The sequence below is a fragment of the Alphaproteobacteria bacterium genome (genome assembly GCA_017308135.1).
GTDB lineage: Bacteria > Pseudomonadota > Alphaproteobacteria > CACIAM-22H2 > CACIAM-22H2 > Tagaea.
Genome location: JAFKFM010000010.1, coordinates 74,218 through 99,820 on the forward strand (window position 1 = coordinate 74,218; position 25,603 = coordinate 99,820).

The following is a 25,603-nucleotide window of genomic DNA, read 5'->3' on the forward strand; positions in this document are numbered from 1 at the left end:
CTCCCTGTTTGACGAATGTGTTGCCGACCCTGTGTCTCGGCCTCGACAATCGCAAGCGCTGTGCCATCGCTGTGTTGGGGAATAAACGTTGAATTCCAAATAATTGATCAATCTTGATCGCAACATTCTTCTTCTTTTGCGTGATATTCACGCGGATTTGCGTGAGATTAGCGCAATAGATGAGAGCCGTCGCCCAGCTTATCGGACCTCGATGTTGCTATCCCACAGCGCGCAGTTGCCAGAGCCGCGTTGGGGCAGAACGATCGGCAATAGTGCCTTCTGTCAGCGCCAATAGGACAGTCTGAGTATTTTGCGAGATGGCAGGTTTTGGGCTCATCGTAGCCTTTGAAAGGAACGAGGATGAGACCCGTGAGGTGAACGCCGCCGAACGGCATGGCCGTGCGTTCCGCCGAAGTTCAAGATGGACTCGTCGGAAGAGAATATCCGAACAGAGATCTCGGTTTCGCGCGGCAAGCATCAAATTGCGAAGCTGCGCCGGCAGTCAAGCAATGCGCCGGAGAAGTTTCCCAGGCGACGAAAAAAAGGAATGCTGAGCTAGGCGTAAACTTCGCGAAGGTCTCGGAGGACAGAATCCGGCGGGCGCTAGTGTCGCCCGCCGGTTCCGAGTTTTATGCGCCGTCTTCAGCCGCCGAAACCGAAGCCGGGCGGCATGTCGGTCAGTTCGATGCCGAAGGGCTTCAGGCTGTCCAGGATCCAGGTCTGGTTGTTGCCGATGCGGCGATTGTATTCGGCCCAAGCCGACACGAAGCTTTTGAAAACTTCGTCGCCCTTATAGTTTACCGCGATCACCGAGGGCGTCGAAAGCTCGTCCGTGGTGACCTGCCTCGACGGCTACAAGCTCGCGCGCCAGGGCAGGGCGGGGGCTGCCTTGGCGATCGCGGCTCTTGCTTCGCTGTTTGCGGGAGTTGTCGCCACGCTGTTCATTGCCTTGTTCGCCCCGCCGCTTGCCCAACTCGCTTTGCTGTTCGGACCGGCGGAATATTTCTCGCTGATGGTATTGGGCCTCATCGCCGCGATCGTGTTGGCCCAAGGCTCGATCCCCAAGTCGCTGGCGATGATCGTGCTCGGCCTGCTGCTTTCGGCCGTCGGCACCGATCTCAATTCCGGCGTGCCACGCAGGACGTTCGGTCTCACGGAGCTGATCGACGGCATCAATTTCGTTCCGTTGGCGATGGGTATTTTCGCGGTTGGCGAAATCATCTGCAATCTCGAGAAGCCGGAACAGCGCAGCGTGTTCTCCAGCAGAATTTCCGGATTGTGGCTGACGCGCGAGGATTTCCGCCGCTGCTGGCCCGCGACCTTGCGCGGCACCGCGCTGGGCTCTGCCTTGGGCTTATTGCCGGGCGGCGGCACAATGCTTAGCTTCTTCGCCGCCTACGCGGTTGAAAAACGCCTGTCGCGCACGCCCGAGCAGTTCGGCGAAGGCGCCGTCGAAGGTGTGGCCGCACCCGAAGCGGCGAACAACGCCGGTGCGCAGACCTCGTTCATTCCGTTGCTGACGCTGGGCATTCCCTCGAATGCCGTCATCGCGCTCATGGCGGGTGCGATGATGATCCAGGGCATCCAGCCCGGTCCGCAGATCATGGCCAAGAACCCCGAACTGTTATGGGGCGTGGTCGCATCGATGCTGATCGGCAACGTGATGCTGGTCATCATCAATCTGCCGCTGATCCGCATCTGGGTGACACTGTTGCGTATTCCATACCACTATCTCTATCCCGCGATCCTGGTGTTCTGCTGCATCGGCGTCTACACGGTGAATCGCGCGGTCTTCGACGTGGTGTTGTTGCTGGTGTTCGGAGTGTTCGGCTATCTGTTTCAGAAGCTGAAGTTCGAACCTGCGCCGCTGTTGCTCGCTTTCGTGCTCGGGCCGCTGATGGAGGAAAGCCTGCGCCGCGCCATGGTGATCTCACGCGGCGATCCGACCGTTTTCGTCAGCCGCCCCATCAGCGCCAAGCTGTTGGCGGTCGCGGCGGTGCTCCTGGTTTTGGTGCTGCTGCCGCTTTCCGCCGCACGCGCGCGACCGCGTTTCAGGAGAACGTGTGAAAGGAAGGGGGTCGCGTTAAGGCTCGTTCCAACATTGCTGATCAACGGTTCCGATGAAATAGAGCCCCGGTTTTCAATCGGGCCTCTTTGTCGGGTAGGAAAGTTCGCATAGATTCGCTCGTGGCCGCCTATTTCCCGCGCATCGCGGCGAGTTGCGGACCTAGCCGCGGATAGACGCGCAGCGCGTTCTTGAAGAAGATCTTGTCCTGATCGTCCTTACTCAACGTCGTGATCTGGTCGAGATAGCGCTTGGTGTCGTCGAAATTATGGCCGGTTTCGGGATCGATGCCTTTGACCGCGCCCACCATCTCCGACGCGAACAGAATATTGTCGATCGGGATCACCTTGGTCAGCAATTCGATACCCGGCAGATGGTAGACGCAGGTATCGAAGAACACGTTCTTCAGCAGGTGTTCTGACAGCGGCGGGCGATTCAGATTCTGCGCTAGGCCGCGATAGCGTCCCCAATGATAGGGGGCGGCCCCACCGCCATGCGGGATGACGAATTTCAAGGTCGGAAAATCCTTGAACAGATCGCCCGTTAAAAACTGCATGAACGCGGTTGTGTTGCCGTTGATGTAGTGCACGCCGGTCGTATGGAAACACGGATTGCACGACGCGCTGACATGCACCATCGCGGGCACGTCGAGTTCGACCATCTTCTCGTAGAGCGGATACCACCAGCGATCGGTCAGCGGCAGCTCCTTCCAATAACCGCCGGAAGGGTCGGGATTGAGATTGAGCCCGACGAAGCCAAGCTCTTTCACGCACCGCTCGAGCTCGGGGATCAGCGTCTTGGGCGATACGCCGGAGACTTGCGGCAATTGCGCGACGCCGACGAAACTGCCGGGATAAAGCGTGCAGACGCGATGGATCAGGTCGTTGCAGAACCGCGCCCAGACGCTCGATACTTCGAAATCGCCGATATGGTGGCCCATGCCGAGCGCCCGCGGCGAGAATAGCGTTACGTCGGTGCCGCGTTCGCGCTGCTGCTTCAACTGCGCGCCTTCGATTCCGGGCCGGATCGCCGCGTCGGGAATATCGGGAACCGCCGGCGGCCGGTTGTTTTTGGGATCGGCGGCATAGGCGATCTGCAGATCGCGGAAAACCTGCAACGCCGTGGGCGCGGTCGTGTAGTGGCCGTGGCAATCGATAATCATGTCGTGCATCCTTGTTGCCCGGTGAAGCCGTTCAGAAGACCCCTTCGTAGGATCCGCCGTCGAGTTGGAAATTCTGGCCGGTCATGAAGCCGGTATAGGTGCTGCAAAGGAACGCGCAGGTGGCGCCGAATTCCTCGGTCCGGCCGAAGCGGCGCGCGGGCAGACTGTCGGCGATGCGCTGGCGCGCTTCTTCCATCGTGATGCCCTCGGCCTTCATGATGCGCTCGGCCATGAAACGCTGCCGATCGGTATCGATACGCTCGGGCAGCATGTTGTTGATCGTCACGTTGTCGACGATCGCTTCGCGCGATACGGCCTTGCACAATCCGGTCAACGCCGTACGCGCCGCGGTCGACAGGCCCATGTCGGGAAAGCGCGGCGATTTCACCATCGCCGACGTGATGTTGACGATGCGCCCGAACTTTCGCGCCCGCATGCCCGGCAGTACCGCGCGGATCATGAAGATCGGTGCCAGCATATTGGCTTCGAGTGCGCCCATCCATTCGGCGCGGCCCCAATCCTGGAACTTGCCCGGCGGCGGTCCGGCATTGTTGTTGATCAAAATGTCGGGTTCCGGGCACGCCGCGACCAGTGCCGCGCGCCCCTCGTCTGTCCGGATATCGGCGCGCACGGCGACGACCGCGCCGCCGCTCAGGGCGCGGATTTCGGCGGCGGTTCCTTCCAAACGGTCGGGGTCGAGGCCGTTGACGACGACGGCGCAGCCCTCCGCCGCCAATGCCGTCGCGCAGGCTTTGCCGAGACCGCGCGACGACGCGCAGACGATCGCGCGCCGGCCTTTGAGTCCGAGATCCATCAATTTTCTCCCATCGTGACGTTCGCCGCCGTGCCGCGCACGGTTCCTTCGGGGCAGTCGCCCGGCATTAGCGTGTAGTTGCCGCGCATGACCTGGACGGGGCGGCGCAAACCCTCCGCCGCCAAGCGCAAGCGCAGATCGCGCGCCGCTTCGCGCTTGTCTTGCGGCAGCCAGGATCGCTCGTGGCCCCATAGGCTGGGACCTTCGTGGCGTTCGCTCGCCGTCCATGTCGCGGGATCGATCAGCCGGCCGCCCCAGCCATGTTCGATCAGAAAGCCCGATGGCGTGCGCGTGTAGTACGAGGTCATGTAGTCGCCGCAATGGCGGCCCAGCGTGACCGCCAGACGATCCGGGTCGAGCAAGGCGAGATCGTAGCCTTGGCCCACATCGTCGAAACCGAAATGCTCCAGCATCAAGTGATGCACGCCGTTCGCGCCGTTGACGAAAGCGAGGCTGTGATGGCGCGCGTTGACGTGCAGGAAATAGGCGGGAAAGGGTTTGTTGTAGAAATCGCTTACCCCGAAGCCGAGCACGTCGCGATAGAAGGCGGCCATGCCGGCGGGATCGGTCGTCGTCATCACGACATGGCCAAGACCAAGGGCGCCGGTCCGGAAGCCCGATTGCGCGCGCCCCGGCGCGAAAGCCAGATCCGCCAGACGCGCGCCGTAGCCGATCTCCAGCCGGTTGCCCAGCGGATCCTTCAATACGATCATATCGGCGACGTCGCGCCTTGCGGCGAGGGCGCGATCGCCGCGTGCGACCGCGATGCCCGACGCTTCGGCGCGCGCGGCCAAGGCGTCGAGCGATGCGGCGTCGGCGACCTCCCAGCCGTAGACGGAGATTCCGTCGCCGCCGTCCGCTTCGACGAACAGGCGTTGGCGGCGCTCGTCCGCGCGGAACGACAACACGCCCCCGGCGCGGTCGCCGGCCTGTAGGCCGACCATACGCGTTCCGTAATCGGCCCAGTCGTCGAGGTTCTTCGCGCGAAGACCGAGATAGGAAAGTGCCGTAACGCGCATATGTGGTTCCCCCCGCTCAGGCCGTTCGCGCGGCGCGCGGTTGCGCCGCTTCGATCGCTTCGAAATGGTGGCAGGCGACTTGATGGCCGTCGCCCGCCAAGCGCAGCCCCGGGCGTTCGGCGGCGCATCGCGCATCGGCGAACCGGCACCGCGTGCGGAAATGGCAGCCGCTCGGCGGATTATGCGGATCGGGTAATTCGCCGCTGCCCAGGCGCTGGCTGCCGAAAGGTTCGCGCATCGACGCGACCGTCACGAGGCGTCGCGTATAGGGATGCAAAGGACGGCCGAGCACGGAATCGGCGGAGCCGATTTCGACCATGCGGCCGAAATACATGACGCCGACGGATGTGCTGATGTGATTCACGATCGCCAGATCGTGACCGATGAACAGATAGGTGAGGCCGAGCCGCGCCTGCATCTCGACCAGAAGATTGAGGATCTGCGCGCGGATCGACACGTCGAGCGCCGAAACGGGCTCGTCCAGCACCAGCAGGCGCGGATTGACCGAAATGGCGCGTGCGATGGCGACGCGTTGGCGCTGCCCGCCGCTGAATTGGTGCGGGTAACGCGCGCCCGCTTCGCGGGCGAGGCCGACGGATTCGAGCAGACGCGGCACGGCGGCATCGATCGCGGCTTGCGTCTCGCCTTGGGCGCGCATCGGCTCGCCCACGATGTCGCGCACGCGCAAGCGCGGGCTCAGCGCGCCGTAGGGGTCCTGCAAGACCGCTTGAACCATGCGGCGATTGGCGGCGCGTTCGCGCGCATCGTGCGCCGCGATATCGCGGCCGGCGATTTCGATGGTGCCGCCGCTGGGCTTCTCCAGCTTCAACATCATATTGGCGACGGTCGTCTTGCCGCTCCCGGATTCCCCGACCAGCCCGAATGTCGTGCCGGCGGGAATATCGAACGATACGTCGTCGACGGCGACGACCGGCCGCGTGGCGCCGAACAAGCCGAGGCCGCGCGCCTGGAACTGTTTGGTCAGGCCGCGCACGCGCACGAGCGGCATGGCGATTGTCGTCTCGCCGCTCATGGCCGTGGCACCAGATCCCAGCAAAACGCGCGGTGGTCGCCGGCGATCCGCGTTTCGCGCGGGATCTCGGTCCGGCAACGCGCCTGGACGCGGGCGCAGCGCGGCGCGAAGGCGCAGTTCTCGCCGGCGTCGGCGAGGCTCGGCACCTGTCCCGGAATCGTACGCAAGGCGCCGCGCTTGCCATCGATGCGTGGAATCGATTCCAGAAGCGCTCGCGTATAGGGATGTCGCGGCGATTCGAAGATGGTTTCGACCGGCCCTTCTTCGACGATGCGCCCCAGATACATGATGACGATCCGGTCGCAGAGGCGGCGGATGACGCCCAGATCGTGCGTGACGACCACGATCGCCGTGCCGTGGCGGTCGCGGATCTCGTTGAACAGGACCAGGATCTCCTCTTGGATCGTCGCGTCGAGCGCGGTCGTGGGCTCGTCGGCCAGCAGCAGTTTCGGCGCGGCGGCGCTCGCCATACCGATCAGCACGCGCTGGCGCATGCCGCCGCTGAGCTCGTGCGGGTATTGATGGACGCGCCGTTCGGGGGCCGTCAGGTGAACAGCACGCAGAACATCGACCACGCGCCGGCCGCGCTCCGCCGCCGATACGCCCGCACGGGTGGTCAGCACCTCGCCGAGCTGATCGCCGATCGTGAACAGCGGATCGAGCGAGGTCATCGGATTTTGCAGAATCATCGAGATTTCGCGGCCGCGCAGGCGGCGCAGCTCGGCCGCACCCATCGCGTTCAACGAGCGACCGGCGAACACGATGTCGCCCGCGACCCGCGCTTCGTCGGGCAAGGCGCGGATCATCGCCGAGCACAGCGTGCTTTTCCCGCTGCCTGACTCACCGGCGATCCCGATGATCTCGCCGGGGCGGATGGCGAGGTCGACATGCGCCACCGCCGGCAGCGGCCGTTCCGGCGTGCCGTAGGAAACGCAAAGGTCGCGCAGTTCGAGAAGATCGCTCGTCGTCATAATTGTCCGCGCGGATCGAGACGGCGCTTGGCCCAACGGCCCAGCGTGTTGAAGGCGAGAACCGTCACCACGATGGCGAGACCGGGCAGGGTCGTGAGCCACCAGGCGAAGCCTAGGAAAGTGCGGCCGTCGGCGAGCATCAAACCCCACGAGACGTCGGGCGGCTGGATGCCGACACCCAGGAACGACAGCGACGATTCGAGGATGATCGCGCGGCCGACATCGAGGATCGCGAGTACGGCGACGGAATTGAGCGCGTTGGGCAGTACGTGGCGCAACATGATGATCGGCGGCGACACGCCCGCGATGCGCGCCAGGGTGACGTAGTCGCTTTGCTTGATGCCGATCACTTCGCTGCGCACCAGCCGGGCGTAGCGTGGCCAGTTGGTGATGATGATGACCAGGACGATATTCGCGAAGCCCGAACCCAGTGCGGCCACGACGGCCAGCGCCATCAGCACGAAAGGCACGGCCAGGAAGGCGTCGACCAAACGCATCGCGATCGATTCGACGATCCCGCCGACGTAGCCCGCGATCAGCCCGACCATGACGCCGATCGCGCCGCCGATCAGCGTCGCGGCGGCGGCGGTGAATAGGGACACGCGCGCGCCCGCGATCAAGCGGCTCAGCGTGTCGCGCCCCAATTGATCGGTGCCGAACAGATGGCCGAGACTGCCGCCATTCTGCCACGCGGGCGGCAAAAGACTGTCGGCCAGCGACACGGCATCCTTCGCGTAGGGCGCGAAATATTCGCCGACCGTCGCGGCGGCAATCATGAACGCGCAAATCGCGAGGGCGATCGGCGGAACGCCGCCCGCGCGCCGGGCTTTGGCCGTCCAGCCGAAGAATCCGGTCGGGGTACTCGCGCTCATTTGCGCAGCCTCGGATCGAGGATGAGATAGACGAGATCGACGAGCAGATTGATCATCATGAACAGGAATGCGGTCAGGACGACGATGGCCTGCACGACCGGATAGTCGCGATTCAGAATCGCTTCGACCACGCGCTGGCCGATACCGGGCCACGCGAAAATGCGTTCGGTGACGATGGCGCCGCTCAAGATCAGCCCGAACTGCAGGCCCAAATAGGTGACGATCGGCAGCGACGCGTTGCGCAAAGCGTGTTTGAGCACGATACGCGGTGCCGAAAGCCCCAACACGCGCTCCATGCGGATGAAGTCGCTTTTCAAAGCTTCCTCCACGTTCGCCAGCGTCAATCCGGCGATCGCCGCACCGGTCGGGATCGACAAGGTCAGGGCCGGCAGCACGTAATGCCGCGGCGCGCCGTAGCCCGAGGTCGGCAGCAAGCCGAATTCCAGCGCCAGCAGCGACACCAGCATCAGCCCGACCCAGAAGGCGGGCATCGCTTGGCCGAGACTCGCCAACCCGTTGACGAACTCCTTCACCGTTTCGTTTCGGCTGGCGGCCGCCGCGAGGCCCAGCGGCAAGCCGACGGCGATCGACAGCGCCATCGCGACGGCGGTGAGTTTGAGCGTCGGCCCCACCGCTTGCAGCGCGATATCGATGGCGGGCTCCTTGAAACGGAAGGATTCGCCGAACTGACCGTTCGCGACATCGGCGATGAAGATCGCGTATTGCTCGAAAACGCTGCGGTCGAGCGCATAGTACTCGCGGAAAGCCTGACGCATCTCCTCGGTCGCTTCGGGCGCGAGCAGCAGCGGGGTCGGGTCGCCGGTCAGCCGTGCCAGACAAAAGACGATCATGGTGACGAGCAGCAGCGTCACCAGCGTCTCCCCCAATCGTCGAACAACGAAATAAAGCATTTCGGACTTTCCGATTCTCCGCTGTCAGCCCGGAGCCGCTTCGCGCGCGCGCGCGGACATGTACCGGCGCGTGACGTCGAAGGCGTGTTGCGCCCAGACTTCCGGGACGACGGGAGCGTCCTGCGGGGGCATGAGTTCGACGCTGAGCGGCAACCCGGCGGGCAAGGCGTCGAGTATCGCGGCGAGCGGCAGATTGCCTTCGCCCGGTAAAGCGCGCGTACCGGGTCCCATTTCCGCGCGGCCGATCTTCGCGGGATCGGCTTCGCCCGGCGCCACGATTCCGTCGGTCCATTGGGCGTAAGGCAGAAGCTTGCGATCGACCTTGGCGAGGGCGGCGGGAGTCCCGCCTGAGCGGGTCAAATGCAACGGATCGATACAGATGATCGCGTTGGATCGGCCGCTTTCCTCGATCAGCCGCAACGCCAGTTCCAGAGTCGACAGGGTGCGCGCGGGCATGAATTCCAGCGCCGCAACCATGCCATTGTCGGCCGCGCGATCGCAGAACGCCATGAAATTGCGCCGCATGCGCGTCCAGTCGGGATCGTTGCCTTGGACGATCGCATAACGCGCACCGAACGTGGCGCCGACCGCCAAGGCTTTGCCCATATCGGCGAGGTCAGTCGTGGGCAGCATGTAGAAGCTGAGAAGATCGAGCACGCGCATCTTCGAACGCGCCAGGATCGCCTTCATCGCGTCGATCAGCGCGTCGTCGTCGACGACCGGGAAATAGGGCAGATTTGGCGAGCGATAGAGGCGCAAGCCGACGCCGTCATAGCCCGCCTTTTCGGCCGCCATCAGGAACTCCAGCGGCGGCGTGTGCATCAATGTCGTGGGCGCGAGATAGAGCTCGTTCATTCGCGCGCCTTCGCCGCGTAGTAGCCGGACAGGAAGCCGCGCACATTTGCGACGGTCACGCGCGCCCAATCGCCTGGCGCGTAGACGCGATCGGTCTGGTTCGGCAATTCAATGCTGAGCGGAATGCCGGCGGGCAGCGCATCGAGAATCTCCGTCATCGGAATGACACCTTCGCCGATCAAGCGGCGCTGATTCGGCCCCATGTGGCCCAGCAAGGCGGGGTCCGGCTCGCCGGGCCCGAGCAGTCCGTCGGAGACCTGCGCGTAAGGCAGAAGTTTGGGATCGATGGCGCGCAGATCGTCCGGCTTTTCGCCCGCGCGGATGAAGTTCAACGGATCGACGCAGACCGCGACATTGTCGCGTCCCGATTGCCGGGCCAGCTGAACGCTCTGCTTGATGCTCGCCAAAGGCCGGTGGACGGCCGGTTCTAGCGTGGCGACCAAACGATAGCGCGCGGCGAGGTCGCAGAACTTCGCGAAATTATCGACCAAGCGCGGCCAATTGGCGTCGGCGCCCATCGTCAAAACGTGACTCGCGCCCAGTTCGGCGCCAAGCGCCAAATAGGGTTCGAAATCCTCGACCTTCGTGTCGGGCTGCAGATAGCAGCTCAGCATGTCGACGACTTGCAGACCCGATCCGGCAAGACGGCGCTTCATCTCCGCGATCAGCGGCGCATCGCCGAGGACGGGATGGAACGGAAGGCCGGGCGATTTGACCAGCCGCAAACCCACGGCGTCGTAGCCGCCCGCGATCGCGGCATCGATATAGTCGAGCGGCTTGGTATCGGGCAGGGTCGTCGGCGCCAGGGCTATCTTGTTCATTGCGGTCATGCGGTGCACCTGTCCAGCGCGTCCAATTCGTCCTGCGTCAGCTTGATGCGCGCGGCGGCGACGTTCGCCGCGACTTGCTCGACCTTGCTCGCACCCGCGATGACGCAGGCGACGACGGGCCGCGACAGCAGCCAACCGATCGCCAATTCCAGCAAGCGCCGTCCACTTTGATGCGCGAGCGCGCGCAACGCTTCGATGCGGAATTCGCTGGCGGGGCGCATGAACTTGAACTTCATGCGCAGCGTTTGCGCGACGGCAAGACGCGTATCGGGCGGCGGCGGCATGCCGGCATCGAAGCGACCAGTCAACAAACCGCCGGCGAGCGGCATATAGGGCAGCAAGCCCATATCGGCCGCGCGGATCGCGGGGATCAGATCGGCTTCGGCATCGCGCGCCAGAAGCGAATACTCGTCCTGGCAGGCGACGAAGCCGGGCAGATCCGCCGTGCGCGCGGCACCGGCCGCTTCGGCGATTTGCGCCGCGGGCAGATTGGAGCATCCCGCGAAACGTATCTTGCCTTGGCGGGTGAGATCGTCGAGCGCGCGCAAAGTCTCGTCGAGCGGCACGTCGGGATCGGGATGGTGGAGCTGATAGAGATCGATCCAGTCGGTGTTGAGACGTTTGAGACTCGCCTCGACCGCCGCCATCACGTAGGCGCGCGAAGCGCCTTTCAGCTTTCCCGCATCGTCCATCTGCGAGCCGAACTTGGTCGCCAGGACGACATGTTTGCGCCTTGCGCCCAACGCGGTGCCGAGCACCTGTTCGGCCCGGCGCGCGCCGTAATTGTCGGCAACGTCGAACAAAGTGACGCCCAAATCGACGGCACCATGGACCAGCCGTTCGGCGTCGGCGCCGTCGACCCGGGTGCCGAAATTGCTGCAACCCAGGCCGACCGCCGATACCGAAGGTCCGCGACGCCCGATCGGGCGCATCGCGGAGCCGTCAGCCATTCTCGATGTCGCGCAAGATCGTGAACGGATAATAGGGCGGCACCGAGAAACGCACCGACTTTTTGGTCGCGTAGAGCGTGTCGTTCGACCAAAGCGGCAGCACGAAGGCTTCGTCGTGCTGGCGGCGCAGAATCGAATTCATGAAGTCGTCGCGCGCCTTCATGTCGGTGAAACCGTCGATCTTGGCCAGCATCGCGTCGTTTTCGTCGTCCTTGACCCATGACGGAATGGCGCCGCCCTTCGTGTTCACCTGCAGCTTGTAGGCGACGTCGCGCGACGGATCGGGCGAGGTGGCGAAGATCATGCCGACATTGGGATCCTTGGGATGGCGCGCGTTGAGGATCGCGTTCCACGCGCCGAATTCCAGGATCTGCAGATCGACCTGCACGCCGATGCGCTTGAGATATTCGGCGATCGCTTCGCAAGTCTCCTTGCTCGCGGCCACGCGGCCGGGGGCTTGTCCGACGAAGCGGAACGGTTTGCTGAAATCGAACTTCGCTTCCTCCAACAATTTCCGCGCGCGCGCGGGATCGTATTTGTAGGAAGTCACGCCGGCCATCGAGCAGGCGGGCTGCGCGTCGGTGCACCACAATTCCTGGCCGCCGGCATAGCCCATCATGATCGATTTCAGCATCGCTTCCTTGTCGATGGCATGGCTGATCGCCTGCCGAACGAGGCGCTTGGACGCTTCCGGGTGGTTGTAGTTGAACTTGATCACGACGTTGAGGAAGGCCGGTACGCGCGCGACGTTGATCGGCCCGTTGCCCATACGCGCGGCGATGACCGGCGAGACGGGCGTGGCGACGTCGGCCTCGCCGGCCATGACTTGGGCGAGGCGGCCTTGTTCCTCGGGCACGACGCGCACCACGATTTCCTGCGATTTGGGTTTGCGGCCCCAGTAATCGGCGAAAGCGCGGATGCGGAAGAACTCGCCCGGCTTGCGTTCGACGAACTGGAAGGGGCCGGTGCCGACCGGGTTGCGCGCGAAGGCCTCGTCGCCGACGGATTCGATGTACTTCTTCGGCTTCACGTGCCAGTAGAGGCCGAGCTTTTGCAGCGTCTGGGAATCGACGCGCTTCAGCTTCACGACGAAGCTGCGTTGGTCGATCGGTTCGATGCCGTCGAGATTTTCGCCCAGCAGCATCGCGCGTTGCGCGCGCGTCGCCGGATCCAGCGTGCGCTTCAGGCTGAAGACGATATCGTCGGTCGTAACCGGGTCGCCGTTATGGAATTTGACGCCCGCGCGCAGCGTAAAGCGATAAGACAGGCCGTCCGCGCTCGGCTCGATCTTTTCGGCCAAACCCGGCTCCAGATCGCCCTTGTCGCCGGGAACCAGCAGGCCTTCGAACATGTTGCCGTAGGCCCAGTAGTCGTTCCAGCTCGCGTACTTGTCGGGGTCCATCGACACGATATCGGTGCCGATCGCGACCACCAGCGGTTTGCCGTCGGCGGCGTTGGCGTGGCGCAAATCCCAAAAATTCGGCGTCGCCGCGAGGATCGGGGCTGCACCGGCGGCCTGCAGAAGGCGGCGGCGCGAAACGACGTTTTGAACGATCTTGGGCATCGGGTCCCTCCCATGTCGGGGCGATCGAGGGCAAAAATCGCCGTCGCCGCGCCCGTTTTTGCGGTTTTCCCGTTTCGGGTAGCGGAATTACATCATCCGATCCCACCGGAGTCAACAAAATGATCGATTATTTTGTTTAAAACATAAAATGCTCGATTATTTTGATGCTGTCCGGCACGGCCCTGTACTAATGTATAGAAGGCGGAGAAGAGGCCTTTGATGCGCAACGAACCTCAAACGAACGGGCCGAGCGCCGATCCGGAAGCCCGCGAAACGATGGCGTCGGTGATCGCCGACCGGTTGCGGCGTGAGATCATCGCCTGCGCCTTCGCGCCCGAAGAGCGGTTGCGCGTGCGCCAATTGGCGGAGCGTTTCGGCGTGGCGCTGAGCCCGGTGCGCGAGGCGCTGAACCGTCTGTCGAGCGAAGGTCTGGTGCGGCAAAGCGATCTGCGCGGCTTCTCGGTGATGCCGGTCAGCGAACAGGATCTGGACGAGTTGTCGCGCACGCGCTGCTGGCTGAACGAGCGCGCGCTGCGCGAGTCGATCGCGCATGGCGACGCCGCGTGGGAGGAAGGCGTGTTGATCGCCTATCACCGTTTGTCGCGCATCGATCGCGGCCCGTCGGAGCAAATCAACGAGCCGTGGGAAGCCGCGCATCGGGCCTTCCATCGCAGCCTGATCGAAGCGTGCGGATCGCGCTGGATGATCGCGTTCTGCGAACAGCTCTTCGATCAGGCCGATCGCTATCGCCGGATCGGGCGTGGCGCGCGCGACGCGCAGGAGCGCGTCCATCCCGACGAACACCGCGCGATCATGGAAGCGGCGGTGGCGCGCGACGCCGAACGTGCGGTGCGCTTGGGCAACGAGCACATCATGCGCACGACCGAATTGTGCCGCAGCGAATTGCCGCGGCTGGTGCCCGTCCGGCGCCGCCGCGCGGCGGGCTAGTCGCGAAGTGACGGTGCCGGCCGTTGGATTTTTTCCGCCGCACCCGAAATCTCCCTTGGGGTTCAATCGGGATATGAGGTCCCGAGACGCCAAACTTTGGGAAAATTAACGTCATTTGACGGTTCTTCGTCAGCGGAACTGGCGTCGAGACGCTATTGAGAAGCTGAGGGAGTGAGACTCCCGCAGACCGATAACGTGCCTAGTCGCTCGTGCCTTGCGAATATGAGAGTGGTGTCCGGCTATTTATCGCCAGCTATAGAGAATCAGATGGTTTTGTTTTCCACAAAAAGCCTCAAAATGCATCGATATTATGGAAAATATAATTGATATAAAAAGATTTTTCACGGTCTGGGGGACTGGGGGTCGTGGGTTCGAATCCCGCCGCTCCGACCATTACTCGAGAGAGACGAAGAAGCCCGCCCTGGGAAACCAGCGGCGGGCTTCGGCGTTTGAAGGGCTTGTATCGTGCCTTGAAGAGACGCAGAGCGCTTTAGTTCCGTTCTTGCGGCACTGCCGCTGCGGCCTTGTCGAGGGTCGCGTCGATGCCGCTGTCGTAAAGCGAAACGAGCCATCGTTGCGTCGCCGCGTTCAAGGCGGCATTGCGCCCAAGATCGCCGAACAGCGGCTCGATCGAAAGCAGCGGTCGCGGATCGGCGCCGCCCTCGATTGCTTTTTTGCGCAGCAGGGCAGCATGGGGATGCGTGACGGTCAGTGGGTTTCCGCGTCCGTCGATGCCGCGCACGCGGCGTAGCCATGCCGCAAGCGCCAGCGACAGGAAGGTGATGTCGCCGCCGGACCGCAAGCGGTCGCGGATCGGGTCGAGCAAATAGTTGATCGGCGCGTCGGTGTTGACGCGTTGAACCGTGTCGCGGATCGCGGGATTGGCGAAACGCGCGATCAGCCGCGCCTTATATGTGCCGAGGTCGACGCCCGGAACCGCCGGCAAAGTTGGGCCGGTCTCGTGGTCCATGAGGGCGGTCATCACGGCGCGGATGCGTGGATCGGCGAGCGATTCGTCGATCGTGATATAGCCCGCGAGCTGACCGAGCCCGGAGACTGCCAGATGACTGGCGTTCAGCAGGCGCAGTTTCATGAACTCGTAGGGTGTGACATCGACAACGAACTGCGCGCCAACATCATCCCAAGCGGGCCGACCTTGCGGGAAGCGATCCTCGATCACCCACTGACTGAAATTCTCGGATACGACGGGCCAACGATCGGCGATGCCGTGGCGTGCGGCCAGCGCGTCGATATCCGCTTGCGACGTGACGGGCGTGATCCGATCGACCATCGTCGACGGGAAGGCGACTTCGCGCTCGATCCAGGCGGCGAGCGCATTGTCCCGCAACGCCGCCAAGGCGAGGACGGCCGCGCGTAGGACTTCGCCGTTATGCTGGATATTGTCGCAGCTCAACAGCGTTGGCGGCGCCATACCGGTGATTTTGCGCCGGCGGAGCATTTCGACGATCGCGCCGATGGCGCTGCGCGGCGTCTCGGGCGCTTCGAGATCGGCGCGGATCAGCGGATGTCCGGGATCGAGACGCTTGGTCGCGGCGTTCAGGCAATAGCCATGCTCTGTGATCGTCAGACTGACGATACGGATCGCCGGATCGTCGAGCCGCGCCAGAAGCGGCCCACTCATTTCCGTCGCATCGATGAGGCCTGCGAGCGCGGCGATGATGCGCACGTGTTCGTCGCTGCCTTCGCGCTCGATCAGCGTATAGAGATTGTCCTGCGGTACCAGGCTGTCGCGCATGCGTCGATCGCCCGGCATCAGCAGGCAGCCGAGGATCCCCCAGTCGAGCGCCGCCGGGTCGCGTTCCATCAACTCGTGCGTGTAGCGCGCCATATGCGCGCGATGAAATCCGCCGAGCCCGAAATGCGCGATGCCGGCCACGACGCTGGCGGGCGCGAAGCGCGGGATTTCGATGGCGGCGCCGAGCGATGCCAGGGTGCCGCGATTCAGCGCGATCGGTTTCATGGTGTGAACGCCCTAAGTTCCGCCGATCTTGGCGGATCGGCGCCGAGACGCGAGCAGGTTATCGCGGATGCGGCTACGGCGAAGGCCAAAGCGTCGAACAAAAGTGCATCGTCGAGTGTCGCGACCGCGCGGCGCGACATCGCATCGAAGCGATCCAGACATGCGATCAACGCGGCGTGGAAACTATCGCCGGCGCCGACAGTATCGACCAGTTCGACGTTGCGCCCGTCGACGATCATCGGGTCCCGGCCCGGGCGCCAAGCGACCGCACCCTTGGGGCCGTGGGTGACGACGCATAGAGTGACGCCGGCCGCGAACCAAGCGGCCGTAAGATCTCGATGCGCGATGCCTGGGAAGGCGCAGTCGAGATCCTCGTCGCTGGCCTTGACGATTCCCGCACATGGCACGAACGCCGCAAATTGACGCCGCCATCGGTCGATATCGCGCGTTACCGTCTGCCGCAGATTGGGATCGATCGAGATCAAGCGCTGGCCCACCTCGCGCTGCGCGAGGGCAAGATGTGCTGCGGCGACGGGCTCGACCGCTAGGGTATAGGAGCCCATGACGATGGCGCGAGTATCGTTGTGCAGTGTGGCGGGAAGATCGGCGATCCCGACGCTACGATCGGCTTTTCCTTCGCCGTGAAATGCGTAGGCGGGGCGGCCCGCCGCATCCGTGCCGACGACGCTGATCGTGGTCAGGCGATCGGTGGCGACGGCGTGACGTATGTCGACCTCCTCGGCAAGAAGCCGCGCGCGGATCGCCGCGCCGAATGAATCGGAAGACAGACCGCCAAAGAACGACGTCGGCACGTCGAGCCGCGCAAGGCCGATCGCGACGTTGAAGGGCGAGCCGCCGAGTACCGGCTTTGCGCGCATTTCGCCTTCCGCGACATCGACGAACAGATCGACGATTGCTTCGCCGCAGACGAGGACGCTCATCCTTTGACCGCACCCGCCGTCAAGCCGGCGACCAGGAAACGCTGCAAGGCCAAGACCACGATCAGGATGGGCACGAGCTGGACGGTCGCGGCGGCGAACAAGATGCCGTAATTGGTGCCGGTGACCGAGTCCATCAGCTCGCTGAGAATGAGCGGGGTCGTCTTCGCGTTCTGGATCGTGAAGATGAACGCATAGACATATTCGTTCCAGGCGAAGACGAACACGAACACCGCGCAGGCGACCATCCCTTGCTTGGCAAGCGGTGCCACGACATAGCGCAAAATCTGACCTTCGCTGGCGCCGTCGACCGTGGCGGACTCGTCCAGTTCCTTGGGAATTTGATCGATGAATTCCTTCATGATCAGCACGTTCAGCGGGACCCAAAATGTCGCGTAGAGCAGGATCAGGATCAAATGGCTGTCGGCGAGGCCGAGCTGATTGACCCAAGGGAATAGCGGGATCGTGATGACGAGGGGCGGTAGCAAGCGAACCGCGACGAGATAAAACGCCGACGCCGACAGGGCCGTGGAACGAAAGCGCGAATAGACATAACCCGCGCATGCGGCCGCAAAGACCGACAGCAAGGTCGCAAGAACCGCGATGAACAAGCTGTTGGCGACGAAGCCGAAGAAATCGGGGTACTTGCTCAGCAGATCGGCATAGTTGCGCAAAGTCGGCGTGAAGAACGCGCTGGGCGGGAAGGCGAAGATGTCGCGCTGGAACTTGAAGGAATTCAGCACGACATAGGCGACCGGAAAGATCGACCAAACGACGATTAGGCAAATCAGGATCGCCTTGCCGCCGATTTTGAGGAACTTAGTCATTGGCGAACGAAGCCCGGTACATGGTCCGCAGATAGAACGACGCCAGCACCAGCGAGGCGATGACCATCAGCCAGCCGGTCGCCGCGGCGGCGCCGAAATCCGAAAATCGGAATCCGACGCGATAGAGGTAGGTGCCCAGCACTTCGGTCATCCGGACGGGACCACCTGCGGTCACGAGCCACACTTCGCTGAACATGCGGAAGGCAAAGACGTAGCGGAATAGGATCGCCAGCACCGCCGCCGGCATGATCAAGGGCAGGGTGACCTTCCAGAACGATTGCAAGGCGGTGGCGCCATCGATGCGCGCGGCTTCGTAAAGCTCGCGCGGCACCGAAATCACCGCCGCGTAGAGGATGACGAAGGTGAACGGTAGATGGTGCCAGATGCTGATCGCGCAGATTAGCATCAAGGCGTCGGATACGTTGCGCGACCAGTTGAAACTGCCGCCGAAGGCGCGAAAGACGTTGGCGAGCAGGCCGATATTGGGATCGGCCAGGAAGCGCCAAGACAGCACGCCAACGACCTCGCTGATGCCGTAGGGCACGAGGATCACGGCGAAAAGGATCATCCGCCACCGGCCAAGGCTTGCGACCAGCAAGGCCATACCGAGTGCTAGGACGAGTTCGACATAGACGACGATATTGACGATCAGAAACGTGTTCTTGGTCGCCGTCCAAAAATGGCGATCCGTCAGGACGTTCTCGTAATTCGCGAAGCCGACGAATTGGGGATCGAGGCCGTAATTGGAGGTCGTGAAGCTGAGCCACAGGACGTAGACCGCCGGGCTAGCGAGCATCAGCGTCGTCAGCGATTGCGCGGGAGTCAGCAGCAGAAAATGGAAGAAGGATAAGCGGCGCATGGCTCTGCCGATCGGTCGCGTCGTTCGACGCCGGGAAGGAGAGGGCCCGGCGGTGTTTCGCCGGACCCCGGTAGATTACTGCTTTTTGGGCAGCAACGGTTCGATACGGCGCTGAATATTGGCCGCCGCCTTTTCCGCCGTCTGCTGGCCGAGCAGGAACGAGTCGGCCTCTTCGCTCAAAATCGCTTGGGCGCGCGTGGTCTCGTCGAATCCCGGCAGCGCGAGGCTCGCCGACGCGACCGAGCGGGCCTGCTCGGCGGCGGAGGGAAGAACCGCTTGCACGCGCGGGTCCTGATAGGCCGCGGGCCGCGTGGCGCCGTTGCCGTTGAGGGTTTCGCGGATCGTCGCTTCGGGCGCCGAGAGCGTGCGGATGAGGTCCCACGCGCGGTCCTTCTGCTTCGAGTTCTTCGGGATCACGAGATACCAGACCTCGGTCTGGGTACGCAGAACGCCGTTCGCGCCCATCGGCACCGACGTCACCTTGAAGGAGCCCGGATAGCGCGACAGCTTCGCGTCGTTCAGCCCGATTTCGCGGTTGAAGGGGCTCAAGCTCATCACCGCGCGGCCGTTCTGCATGTCGGAGATCAGCGAGTCCAGCGGCGTGCTGAGGTAATTGTCGATCAGACCGCCGTTATCGTAGAGGTCCTTGAGCGTCTTCAGCGCCGTGATGAATTCGGGCGTGTTGGCGTTGAGCTTGTAGTCGAGATCGAGCAATTGTTTGCCGCTCGCCAGCATCAAGCTCAGCAGGAATTCCGGGGAATCGCCGACCTGCGACAAGCCATAGACCTTCTGGCCGTTCTTGTCGGTGCGATGAAGCTTCTTCGCCATATCGACGAGTTCGGCATAGGTCTTTGGCGGACCGTTGAAGCCCGCTTCTTTGAGCAGCGTCTCGTTGTAGACCAGCGCCGTCGTGCTGTGGCGGAAGGGAATGCCGTAGAGCTTGCCGTTATAGGTCATGCCTTCCAGCATACCCTTGCTCAGCCCGGCGAAGTCCTGGATCGGCTTGGCGGCTTGGAAGGCGTCGAGCGGCTCAAGCTGCTCGAAGACCTTGGGCGAAGCGTAGCGGTTGAGGAAGAAGGCCGCGTCGATATTGCCCGATGGCAGCGTCATTTCGCGGCGGATGCGATCATGCAGCGGCGTCACGTCGGCCGTGATCCAGTTGATGGTGCCGTTGGCGGCCTGCCATTCGGCGGTGATGTCGCCGCCGGTCGTGCCGGGCGTGGCGCCGGTCGATACGATCTGATGGACCCTGTGCCCCAGCACGTTGATCGGCGTGTTCTGTGCGATGCCGGGCGCCGAGACGGCGATTACGGCTGCGGCCGTGACGGCAGCGATGACGAATTTCATTCCTCTTCCTCCCTTGGATTTTGCCTTTGGTGATCGGTTCGTGTCCGGGCCTACAGTCGAACCGGTTCGCGTCCCGCCGGATAGACATTGAACAATATCGCTAATGTATTTCTGCATGACCTGTTTTGGGCGTCAACATGCATTTATTTATTTATTGATTTTATTTACTTTATTGAAATTATTTTACCGTTGTTAGGCTGATAGCGGATGCAAAATAAGCCGATTTATAGATAACGATAATGTATCGTCGGAATGCGGTTGCGCGTTGTGTTGGTCGGGCGTGTGGCCGCCGTTAGATTCGGAATTGCGCTACCAGTCGAGGAGTCGGGAAGATGACGAATGCAGCGACCGGCCGTCGGCCGACCACACTTCAGGATGTCGCTGACGTCGTCGGGCTTACGCCGAACACCGTCTCGCGCGCGCTCAACGATCGGCCGGGCGTCAATCCGGCGACGCGGGCGTTGATCAAGGCCGAAGCGGAGCGGCTCGGCTACGTCCCCAATGTCCATGCGCGCTCGCTCGTGCTTGGCTCGCGCAAGACGATCGGTGTCATCGTCTCGAACATCTCGAATCCGTTTTTCTCCGATCTCATCAGCGAGGTCGAGCTGCGTGCGCGCGAGGCGGGTTACACGGTCGCGCTGCTCTTGTCCTACGAATCCGCGGAACGGGAGCGCGAGGCGATCGATCGCGCACTCCAAGCCGGGTTGGACGGATTGATCGCCGCCCCTGTGCAGGAACGTTCGAACGCCTGGGCGCCGGTCATCAAGGCGGGCATCCCGCTGGTGCTGGTAAGCCGCGAGTTGCCGGAACTGGGCGTCGATTTCTATTCGACCGACAACGAAGCGGGTATTCGTCTGACGACCGACGCCGTCTTGTCGCTGGGTGCCAAGGATGTCGTCCTGATCGACGAGGACATGCCGTTCTCCACCATTCGGCTGCGCTTGGATGGGTTCCGGAAGTCCCTCGAGCGCCATGGCCTGCCATTCGATCCAAGGCAGAATTTGGCGCTCGTGCCGCCGCCGCGATCGTTTCGCGTTTCCCAATCGTGGCACGCGGACGACGCCTATCGCGTGGCGAGCGATTTCCTCGATCGCGGCCGCCGGCCCGACGCGTTCGTCGTCGGCGACGATTATTACGCGCTCGGCCTTTATCGCGCGCTGCGCGATCGCGGCATTCGCGTGCCCGACGACGTGCTGGTGATGGGGTGGGGCAATCACCCGTTCACGCGCTTCATGGAGCCGCCGCTTTCCACGTTGCTGCTTCCGTTCCAGGAAGTCGCGAGCCGCGCGACGCGCCGGCTGCTCGACCGAATCCAAGGGCTGGCCGAGGGCCCGGTCGTCACCGAGCGTATCGTTCCCGAACTCGTCATCCGCGCATCGACGACGCGTTGATCGCTGGCGTGCTGCTCCTTCGCTGAAAGTAATGAAAGATCATTATCGTTATTTTTAATGTCTTGTGCTCGAGCTGTGATCATGTGGGCAAATTTTGAATATAATCCAATAAAATCAGCAAAATATAAACGTAATTGACGCCTCATGTTGTGACATGACACGATACATTATCGTTATTGTAATGAGGCCGTGAAAAGCATGACTTCTGAATATTCGGCGACAATCCGAGAGCCTGCCAAGTATTTGCGCGTGGCCGGCTATTACGACGTCGTTGTTTGCGGCGGCGGCCCCGCTGGCCTCATCGCGGCCGTCGCGGCGGCGCGCAACGGCGCCAAGACATTGTTGATCGAGCGCTACGGATTCGTCGGCGGCATGTCGACGAGCGCTTTGGTCACGCCGATCAGCGAATTCCGCCATTTCGGCAAACAGCATATCGGCGGAATTCCATTCGAACTGCTGAAGAAGGCGGCCGATCTCGACGGCGCCAACGTGGCGTTGGAAAGCGGCAACTTCCCGGTGAACGACGAGATCCTCAAACTCGCCGCGCAGCGCCTGCTGCTCGAAAGCGGCGTGACGCTGCTCTATCACTCCTGGTTCTCGGATTGCGTGATGGCGGATGGCCGCGTCACGCATGTCGTCGTGCAAAACAAATCCGGCCGCGTGGCCTATGCCGCGCGCGTATTCGTCGACTGCACCGGCGACGCCGATCTCGTGCGCGCGGCCGGCTTCCCGACCGTGAAGGGCGATGTGCTGCAGCCGGCGACGTTGTGGTTCCAACTCGGCGGTGTGGATACCGACGCACTCGACTATTTGTTCCGCGACGCGGTCGACGGAATGCTTCCCGTTTCGGCGATCATCCGCAACCGGCTGCTCGAGCTCAACGCGCGCAAAGAAATCCCGATCTTCGGCGGCCCTTGGATCAACAAGTTCTTCCGCAACGGCATGGTGAGCATCAACTTGCTCCGCGAGGCTACGGACGCCAGCGATCCGGAATGGTTCACGCGGACCGAATGCAGTCTGCGCGAAAACCTCCATCTGATGATCGACGTATTGCGCCGTGAATTTCCGGAATTCCGGAATTGCTGGCTGGCGAAATCGGGAATTCAGACCGGCGTGCGGGAGTCCTATCACATCGTCGGTCTCTACCAGCTTCAGAAGGACGACATTCTCGTCCCCAAGGCGTTCCCTGACACGATCGCGAAGGGGGCCCATGTTATCGACATCCATTCCAGCAGCAGCAACGAACAAGATGGTCTCGTCGTGCCGCGTCAGGAATACAACGTGCCGCTCCGCTGCTTGGTGCCGCAAGGCAGCATCAATCTCGTGACGGCGGGCCGCTGCCTCAGCGCCGACGGGCCCGGCTTTGGTTCGGTCCGCGTGATGGCGACCTGCATGGCGATGGGACAGGGCGCGGGAACGGCGGCGGCGCTCGCGGTCAGTCACGGCTACAGCATGTCGGCGATGAACTTCCAGCATCTGCGCGACACGCTGATCGCGCAAGGCGCCGTCGTCGATTTCGACAACGTCGTCAATCCGCAAGCGCCGATCGAGATTGTCGACTATCCGGCGGTCGGGAAAGCGCAGGCGGCCGCATTGGAAACCACGTAACGGGCCGAGGCGCCCCGACTTGTTTCGCGTGGTCCAGATTTCCGATACCCATATCGGGCGCGACCGTGCGCGTTTCGCACGTAATTGGGCGTCGTTGCGCGAGTGGATCGATGCGCAACAGCCGGATGCGGTTCATCATTGTGGCGACCTCACGTTGGACGGTGCGGACAATGAGGCCGATTTCGAGCTTTGCGCGCAGCTTGCCGGTACGTTGACGGCGCCGTTTCGGGCCGTTCCCGGCAATCACGATATCGGCATGCCGTGCAACGCTCGACAGATCGTCGACGATGTGCGGCTCGCGCGTTGGCGCCGTTATCTCGGCGCCGATCGATGGTTTCTCGACGCCGAGGACTGGCGTCTGATGGGCTTGAATACGATGCTTCTGGGCAGCGGTCGGGCCGAGGAAGAAGATCAGTATTCCTGGCTCGAAGCACGCATGGCGGAGGCGGGGCCGCGCAGGATCGCCTGGTTCTGCCACCAGCCGCTTTTCATCCATGGCTTCGACGATGGCGACAACGGCTATTGGTCGGTGGTCCCGGAACCCCGTTCCCGCCTTGAGGCTTTGTCGAAGCGCTTCGATATCGGCTTGGTTTGTAGCGGGCATTTGCATCGTGAACGCCATGCGACGATCGGCGACACGCAATATGTTTGGTGCCCGTCGACGTCGTTCACGGTCGGGGACGCGCAGTCGCATTTACCGGGGACGGCGGTTCTCGGCGCCGCCATCCTCGAATTCGATGGGCGCGCATTGCGGGTCCAGCAGGTCCGGCTGCCGAAGTTGCCGCATGTCTGGATCGAAGACGTGGCGGCCGAAATCTATCCGCGCTGATCAGATGCCATCCGAAAGGATTTGATCGGCGATCTTCTCGCCGATCATAATCGTCGACACGTTCGTGTTGGCGCGCGGCACGGTCGGCATGATGGAGGCGTCGGCGACGCGCAAGTTCGCGATTCCGCGCACGCGGCCGGCGGGATCGACGACCGCCAGGCGGTCGTCGGCGGCACCCATGCGGCACGTACCGCAGGCGTGCCAGTTGCCGAGCACCGTTCGCGCGATCCAATCGTCGAGCATCGCGTCGTCCGTCGCCATCGCGTGGATGTCGTCGCCTTGCGGAAACGCGAGGCGCATGAGCGAACGGCGCGCGATCGCGCTGGCGTCGAGCGCGCCGGCGCCAAGCGTCAGGATCGCGTCGCCGATCGGTCCGGCGGATCGCAATGTGCGCAGGAAATCGGTATAGGCGCCGGCGAAGACCTGATGGCTGACGCGCCGGACGTGATCGCTCGTCAGCATCCGGTGGACGAAGCGCACGCCGTCGCGCATACGCTGCCGATCGCGCCCGTCGCCGAGCAGATTGAACGCGACGAACGGTTCGTCTTGCGCATCGGCGCTGCGCAGTTTCACGTAGCCTCGCGAGAAGGCCTTGTCGGGCCCGACGCGTACGACCGCGAACTGATCGCCGATGGCGCTGGGATCGAAGCGGTTCGCAACCGAGAGCTTCATGTCTTGTGCCGGGCAGTCGGCAAGATGCGAACTGAAGCGCGCATAGATCAAAAACGGATTTCGATGCCGCGGATTCATCCGGCCTTCGGGCTTCAAGTGAATGCCGATCCCGACAAGCGGATGATCCTGCAGATTGCCGCCGACACCCGGCAGATCGGCCACGGGCGCGATGCCAAGCGCTTTGAGTTCCTCGGCCGAGCCAACGCCGGAGCGCAGCAGCAGGGCGGGGGAATGGATGGCGCCGGCGGAAACGATGATCTCCCGCGCTTCGATCCGGCGCGGCGCGCCAGCGATTTGCGCGTGAACGGCGACGGCGCGGTGCCCGTCGAATTCGATGCGTGCCACGGCCGCATCGGCGACGACGGTCAAATTGGGCCGCAAGCGCGCGGCGTTGTCGAGATACGCGACCGCCGTCGTCACGCGCCGCCCATAGATGTTGTTGCGCGGGAACGGAAAGCAACCGTCGCCGGGCTCCGCATTGGCGTCGTCGTGATAGGCGACGCCGGCATCGGCTAGCGCGTCGCGGAATGCCAAGGCGAAGCCGCCCCAATCCTTTGGAAAGGTTCTGCGGATCGGAAACGGCCCTTCGCTGCCATGCAGCGGGCCGGTGAAATCCATGTCGCGTTCGAGCTTGCGGAAATAGGGAAGGCATTCGCGCCAGTTCCAACCATCGGCCCCCATCTGCGCCCATTCGTCGTAATCCGCAGGAATGCCACGCAACGCGATCTGACCGTTGACGCTCGATCCGCCGCCCATGACGCGCGCTTGCTCGTAACGCATCGGCTGCATCTCGGCGGCGATCTCGGCCATGGAGCGATTGCCGATCGGGCCTCGGAATACGGTGAGATCGGTCCAATACCGGCTCGGATCGAAGTAATCGGGGAGGTACTGCGCGCTGGAGATTGTTTCCGGCACCGATTCGGGCGGCGTATCGGGGCCGGCCTCGAGCAGGCAGACGCGATATCGCCCGTTTGCGGAAAGTCGATTGGCGACGACGCATCCGGCCGATCCGCCGCCAACGACCAGAAAATCGTATCGATCAGAGTTGTTCACCGGCCTATCCCGCTAACGCATTGATTTTCCGTCGAACGATTTATATCTCCAAATAAAAAATTACAACGTTGACATTTTGTGCGGGCGCGATAATTTAAGCCTCG

General features: G+C 63.0%; 21 protein-coding genes and 2 pseudogenes. 5 read left to right on the forward strand and 18 right to left on the reverse strand.

Features of this window, described 5'->3' with window-relative positions; all coding sequences use genetic code 11:
- Positions 1-642: 642 nt before the first annotated feature.
- Positions 643-825: pseudogene (locus J0H39_17240) on the reverse strand (ABC transporter substrate-binding protein).
- On the opposite strand from J0H39_17240, the pseudogene J0H39_17245 reads away from it, so the two are divergent.
- Positions 806-2,067 (forward strand): annotated as a pseudogene (locus tag J0H39_17245) (tripartite tricarboxylate transporter permease). The pseudogenes J0H39_17240 and J0H39_17245 sit on opposite strands and share 20 nt — an antisense overlap.
- A gap of 128 nt (positions 2,068-2,195) precedes the next feature.
- Here J0H39_17245 and J0H39_17250 read toward each other — a convergent pair.
- Genes J0H39_17250 through J0H39_17300 form a run of 11 tightly spaced genes read right to left on the reverse strand, consistent with a single transcriptional unit; the run spans position 2,196 to position 13,046 of the window.
- Positions 2,196-3,227: an amidohydrolase gene (locus tag J0H39_17250; protein MBN9498500.1), complete on the reverse strand. Its 1,032-nt coding sequence runs from the start codon at positions 3,225-3,227 to the stop codon at positions 2,196-2,198.
- A gap of 31 nt (positions 3,228-3,258) precedes the next feature.
- The gene (locus J0H39_17255) at positions 3,259-4,041 is read right to left on the reverse strand and encodes an SDR family oxidoreductase (GenBank protein ID MBN9498501.1); all 783 of its coding nucleotides are present in this window, start codon (positions 4,039-4,041) and stop codon (positions 3,259-3,261) included.
- Positions 4,041-5,060: a VOC family protein gene (locus J0H39_17260; protein MBN9498502.1), complete on the reverse strand. Its 1,020-nt coding sequence runs from the start codon at positions 5,058-5,060 to the stop codon at positions 4,041-4,043. Before J0H39_17260 ends, J0H39_17255 begins: the two co-directional genes overlap by 1 nt.
- 16 nt (positions 5,061-5,076) lie before the next feature.
- Entirely contained in the window at positions 5,077-6,093 is a 1,017-nt protein-coding gene (locus J0H39_17265) for an ATP-binding cassette domain-containing protein (GenBank protein MBN9498503.1), read from the reverse strand.
- Positions 6,090-7,064, reverse strand: a complete 975-nt coding sequence (locus J0H39_17270) for an ABC transporter ATP-binding protein (protein MBN9498504.1) — start codon at positions 7,062-7,064, stop codon at positions 6,090-6,092. Before J0H39_17270 ends, J0H39_17265 begins: the two co-directional genes overlap by 4 nt.
- Positions 7,061-7,936 (reverse strand): ABC transporter permease, encoded by an 876-nt coding sequence (locus J0H39_17275; GenBank protein MBN9498505.1) that lies wholly within the window; start codon positions 7,934-7,936, stop codon positions 7,061-7,063. Before J0H39_17275 ends, J0H39_17270 begins: the two co-directional genes overlap by 4 nt.
- A complete protein-coding gene (locus J0H39_17280) occupies positions 7,933-8,847 on the reverse strand; it encodes an ABC transporter permease (GenBank protein MBN9498506.1) in 915 nt (304 codons plus the stop codon). Before J0H39_17280 ends, J0H39_17275 begins: the two co-directional genes overlap by 4 nt.
- A gap of 24 nt (positions 8,848-8,871) precedes the next feature.
- Positions 8,872-9,702 carry a sugar phosphate isomerase/epimerase gene (locus J0H39_17285; protein ID MBN9498507.1) on the reverse strand — a complete coding sequence of 277 codons (831 nt, stop codon included), beginning with the start codon at positions 9,700-9,702 and terminating at the stop codon, positions 8,872-8,874.
- On the reverse strand, positions 9,699-10,523 hold the full coding sequence (locus J0H39_17290; GenBank protein MBN9498508.1) for a sugar phosphate isomerase/epimerase: 825 nt from the start codon (positions 10,521-10,523) through the stop codon (positions 9,699-9,701). The genes J0H39_17285 and J0H39_17290 overlap by 4 nt, the downstream gene beginning before the upstream one ends.
- A 5-nt stretch (positions 10,524-10,528) precedes the next feature.
- On the reverse strand, positions 10,529-11,464 hold the full coding sequence (locus J0H39_17295) for an aldo/keto reductase (GenBank protein MBN9498509.1): 936 nt from the start codon (positions 11,462-11,464) through the stop codon (positions 10,529-10,531).
- 10 nt (positions 11,465-11,474) lie between these two features.
- The gene (locus J0H39_17300; protein ID MBN9498510.1) at positions 11,475-13,046 is read right to left on the reverse strand and encodes an ABC transporter substrate-binding protein; all 1,572 of its coding nucleotides are present in this window, start codon (positions 13,044-13,046) and stop codon (positions 11,475-11,477) included.
- Positions 13,047-13,265: 219 nt separating this feature from the next.
- Here J0H39_17300 and J0H39_17305 point away from each other — a divergent pair, with 219 nt between their 5' ends.
- Entirely contained in the window at positions 13,266-13,994 is a 729-nt protein-coding gene (locus tag J0H39_17305; GenBank protein ID MBN9498511.1) for an FCD domain-containing protein, read from the forward strand.
- A gap of 490 nt (positions 13,995-14,484) precedes the next feature.
- On the opposite strand, the gene J0H39_17310 is transcribed toward J0H39_17305, so the two are convergent.
- From J0H39_17310 to J0H39_17330, 5 genes are all read right to left on the reverse strand, one after another.
- Positions 14,485-15,975, reverse strand: coding sequence for a mannitol dehydrogenase family protein (locus tag J0H39_17310; GenBank protein MBN9498512.1), 1,491 nt, complete (start codon positions 15,973-15,975; stop codon positions 14,485-14,487).
- Positions 15,972-16,916 (reverse strand): carbohydrate kinase, encoded by a 945-nt coding sequence (locus J0H39_17315; GenBank protein ID MBN9498513.1) that lies wholly within the window; start codon positions 16,914-16,916, stop codon positions 15,972-15,974. The genes J0H39_17310 and J0H39_17315 overlap by 4 nt, the downstream gene beginning before the upstream one ends.
- On the reverse strand, positions 16,913-17,740 hold the full coding sequence (locus J0H39_17320) for a carbohydrate ABC transporter permease (protein ID MBN9498514.1): 828 nt from the start codon (positions 17,738-17,740) through the stop codon (positions 16,913-16,915). The genes J0H39_17315 and J0H39_17320 overlap by 4 nt, the downstream gene beginning before the upstream one ends.
- Positions 17,733-18,599, reverse strand: a complete 867-nt coding sequence (locus J0H39_17325; GenBank protein ID MBN9498515.1) for a sugar ABC transporter permease — start codon at positions 18,597-18,599, stop codon at positions 17,733-17,735. The genes J0H39_17320 and J0H39_17325 overlap by 8 nt, the downstream gene beginning before the upstream one ends.
- Positions 18,600-18,674: 75 nt before the next feature.
- Positions 18,675-19,946 carry an extracellular solute-binding protein gene (locus tag J0H39_17330; protein ID MBN9498516.1) on the reverse strand — a complete coding sequence of 424 codons (1,272 nt, stop codon included), beginning with the start codon at positions 19,944-19,946 and terminating at the stop codon, positions 18,675-18,677.
- Positions 19,947-20,278: 332 nt separating this feature from the next.
- On the opposite strand from J0H39_17330, the gene J0H39_17335 reads away from it, so the two are divergent.
- The 3 genes from J0H39_17335 (at position 20,279) to J0H39_17345 (ending at position 23,774) form a co-directional block, all read left to right on the forward strand.
- Complete coding sequence (locus J0H39_17335) at positions 20,279-21,337, forward strand: LacI family DNA-binding transcriptional regulator (protein MBN9498517.1); 1,059 nt, start codon at positions 20,279-20,281, stop codon at positions 21,335-21,337.
- A gap of 198 nt (positions 21,338-21,535) precedes the next feature.
- Complete coding sequence (locus J0H39_17340; GenBank protein MBN9498518.1) at positions 21,536-22,945, forward strand: FAD-dependent oxidoreductase; 1,410 nt, start codon at positions 21,536-21,538, stop codon at positions 22,943-22,945.
- Complete coding sequence (locus tag J0H39_17345; GenBank protein MBN9498519.1) at positions 22,890-23,774, forward strand: metallophosphoesterase; 885 nt, start codon at positions 22,890-22,892, stop codon at positions 23,772-23,774. The genes J0H39_17340 and J0H39_17345 overlap by 56 nt, the downstream gene beginning before the upstream one ends.
- On the opposite strand, the gene J0H39_17350 is transcribed toward J0H39_17345, so the two are convergent.
- The gene (locus tag J0H39_17350) at positions 23,775-25,499 is read right to left on the reverse strand and encodes a GMC family oxidoreductase N-terminal domain-containing protein (GenBank protein MBN9498520.1); all 1,725 of its coding nucleotides are present in this window, start codon (positions 25,497-25,499) and stop codon (positions 23,775-23,777) included.
- Between the last annotated feature and the right edge of the window lie 104 nt (positions 25,500-25,603).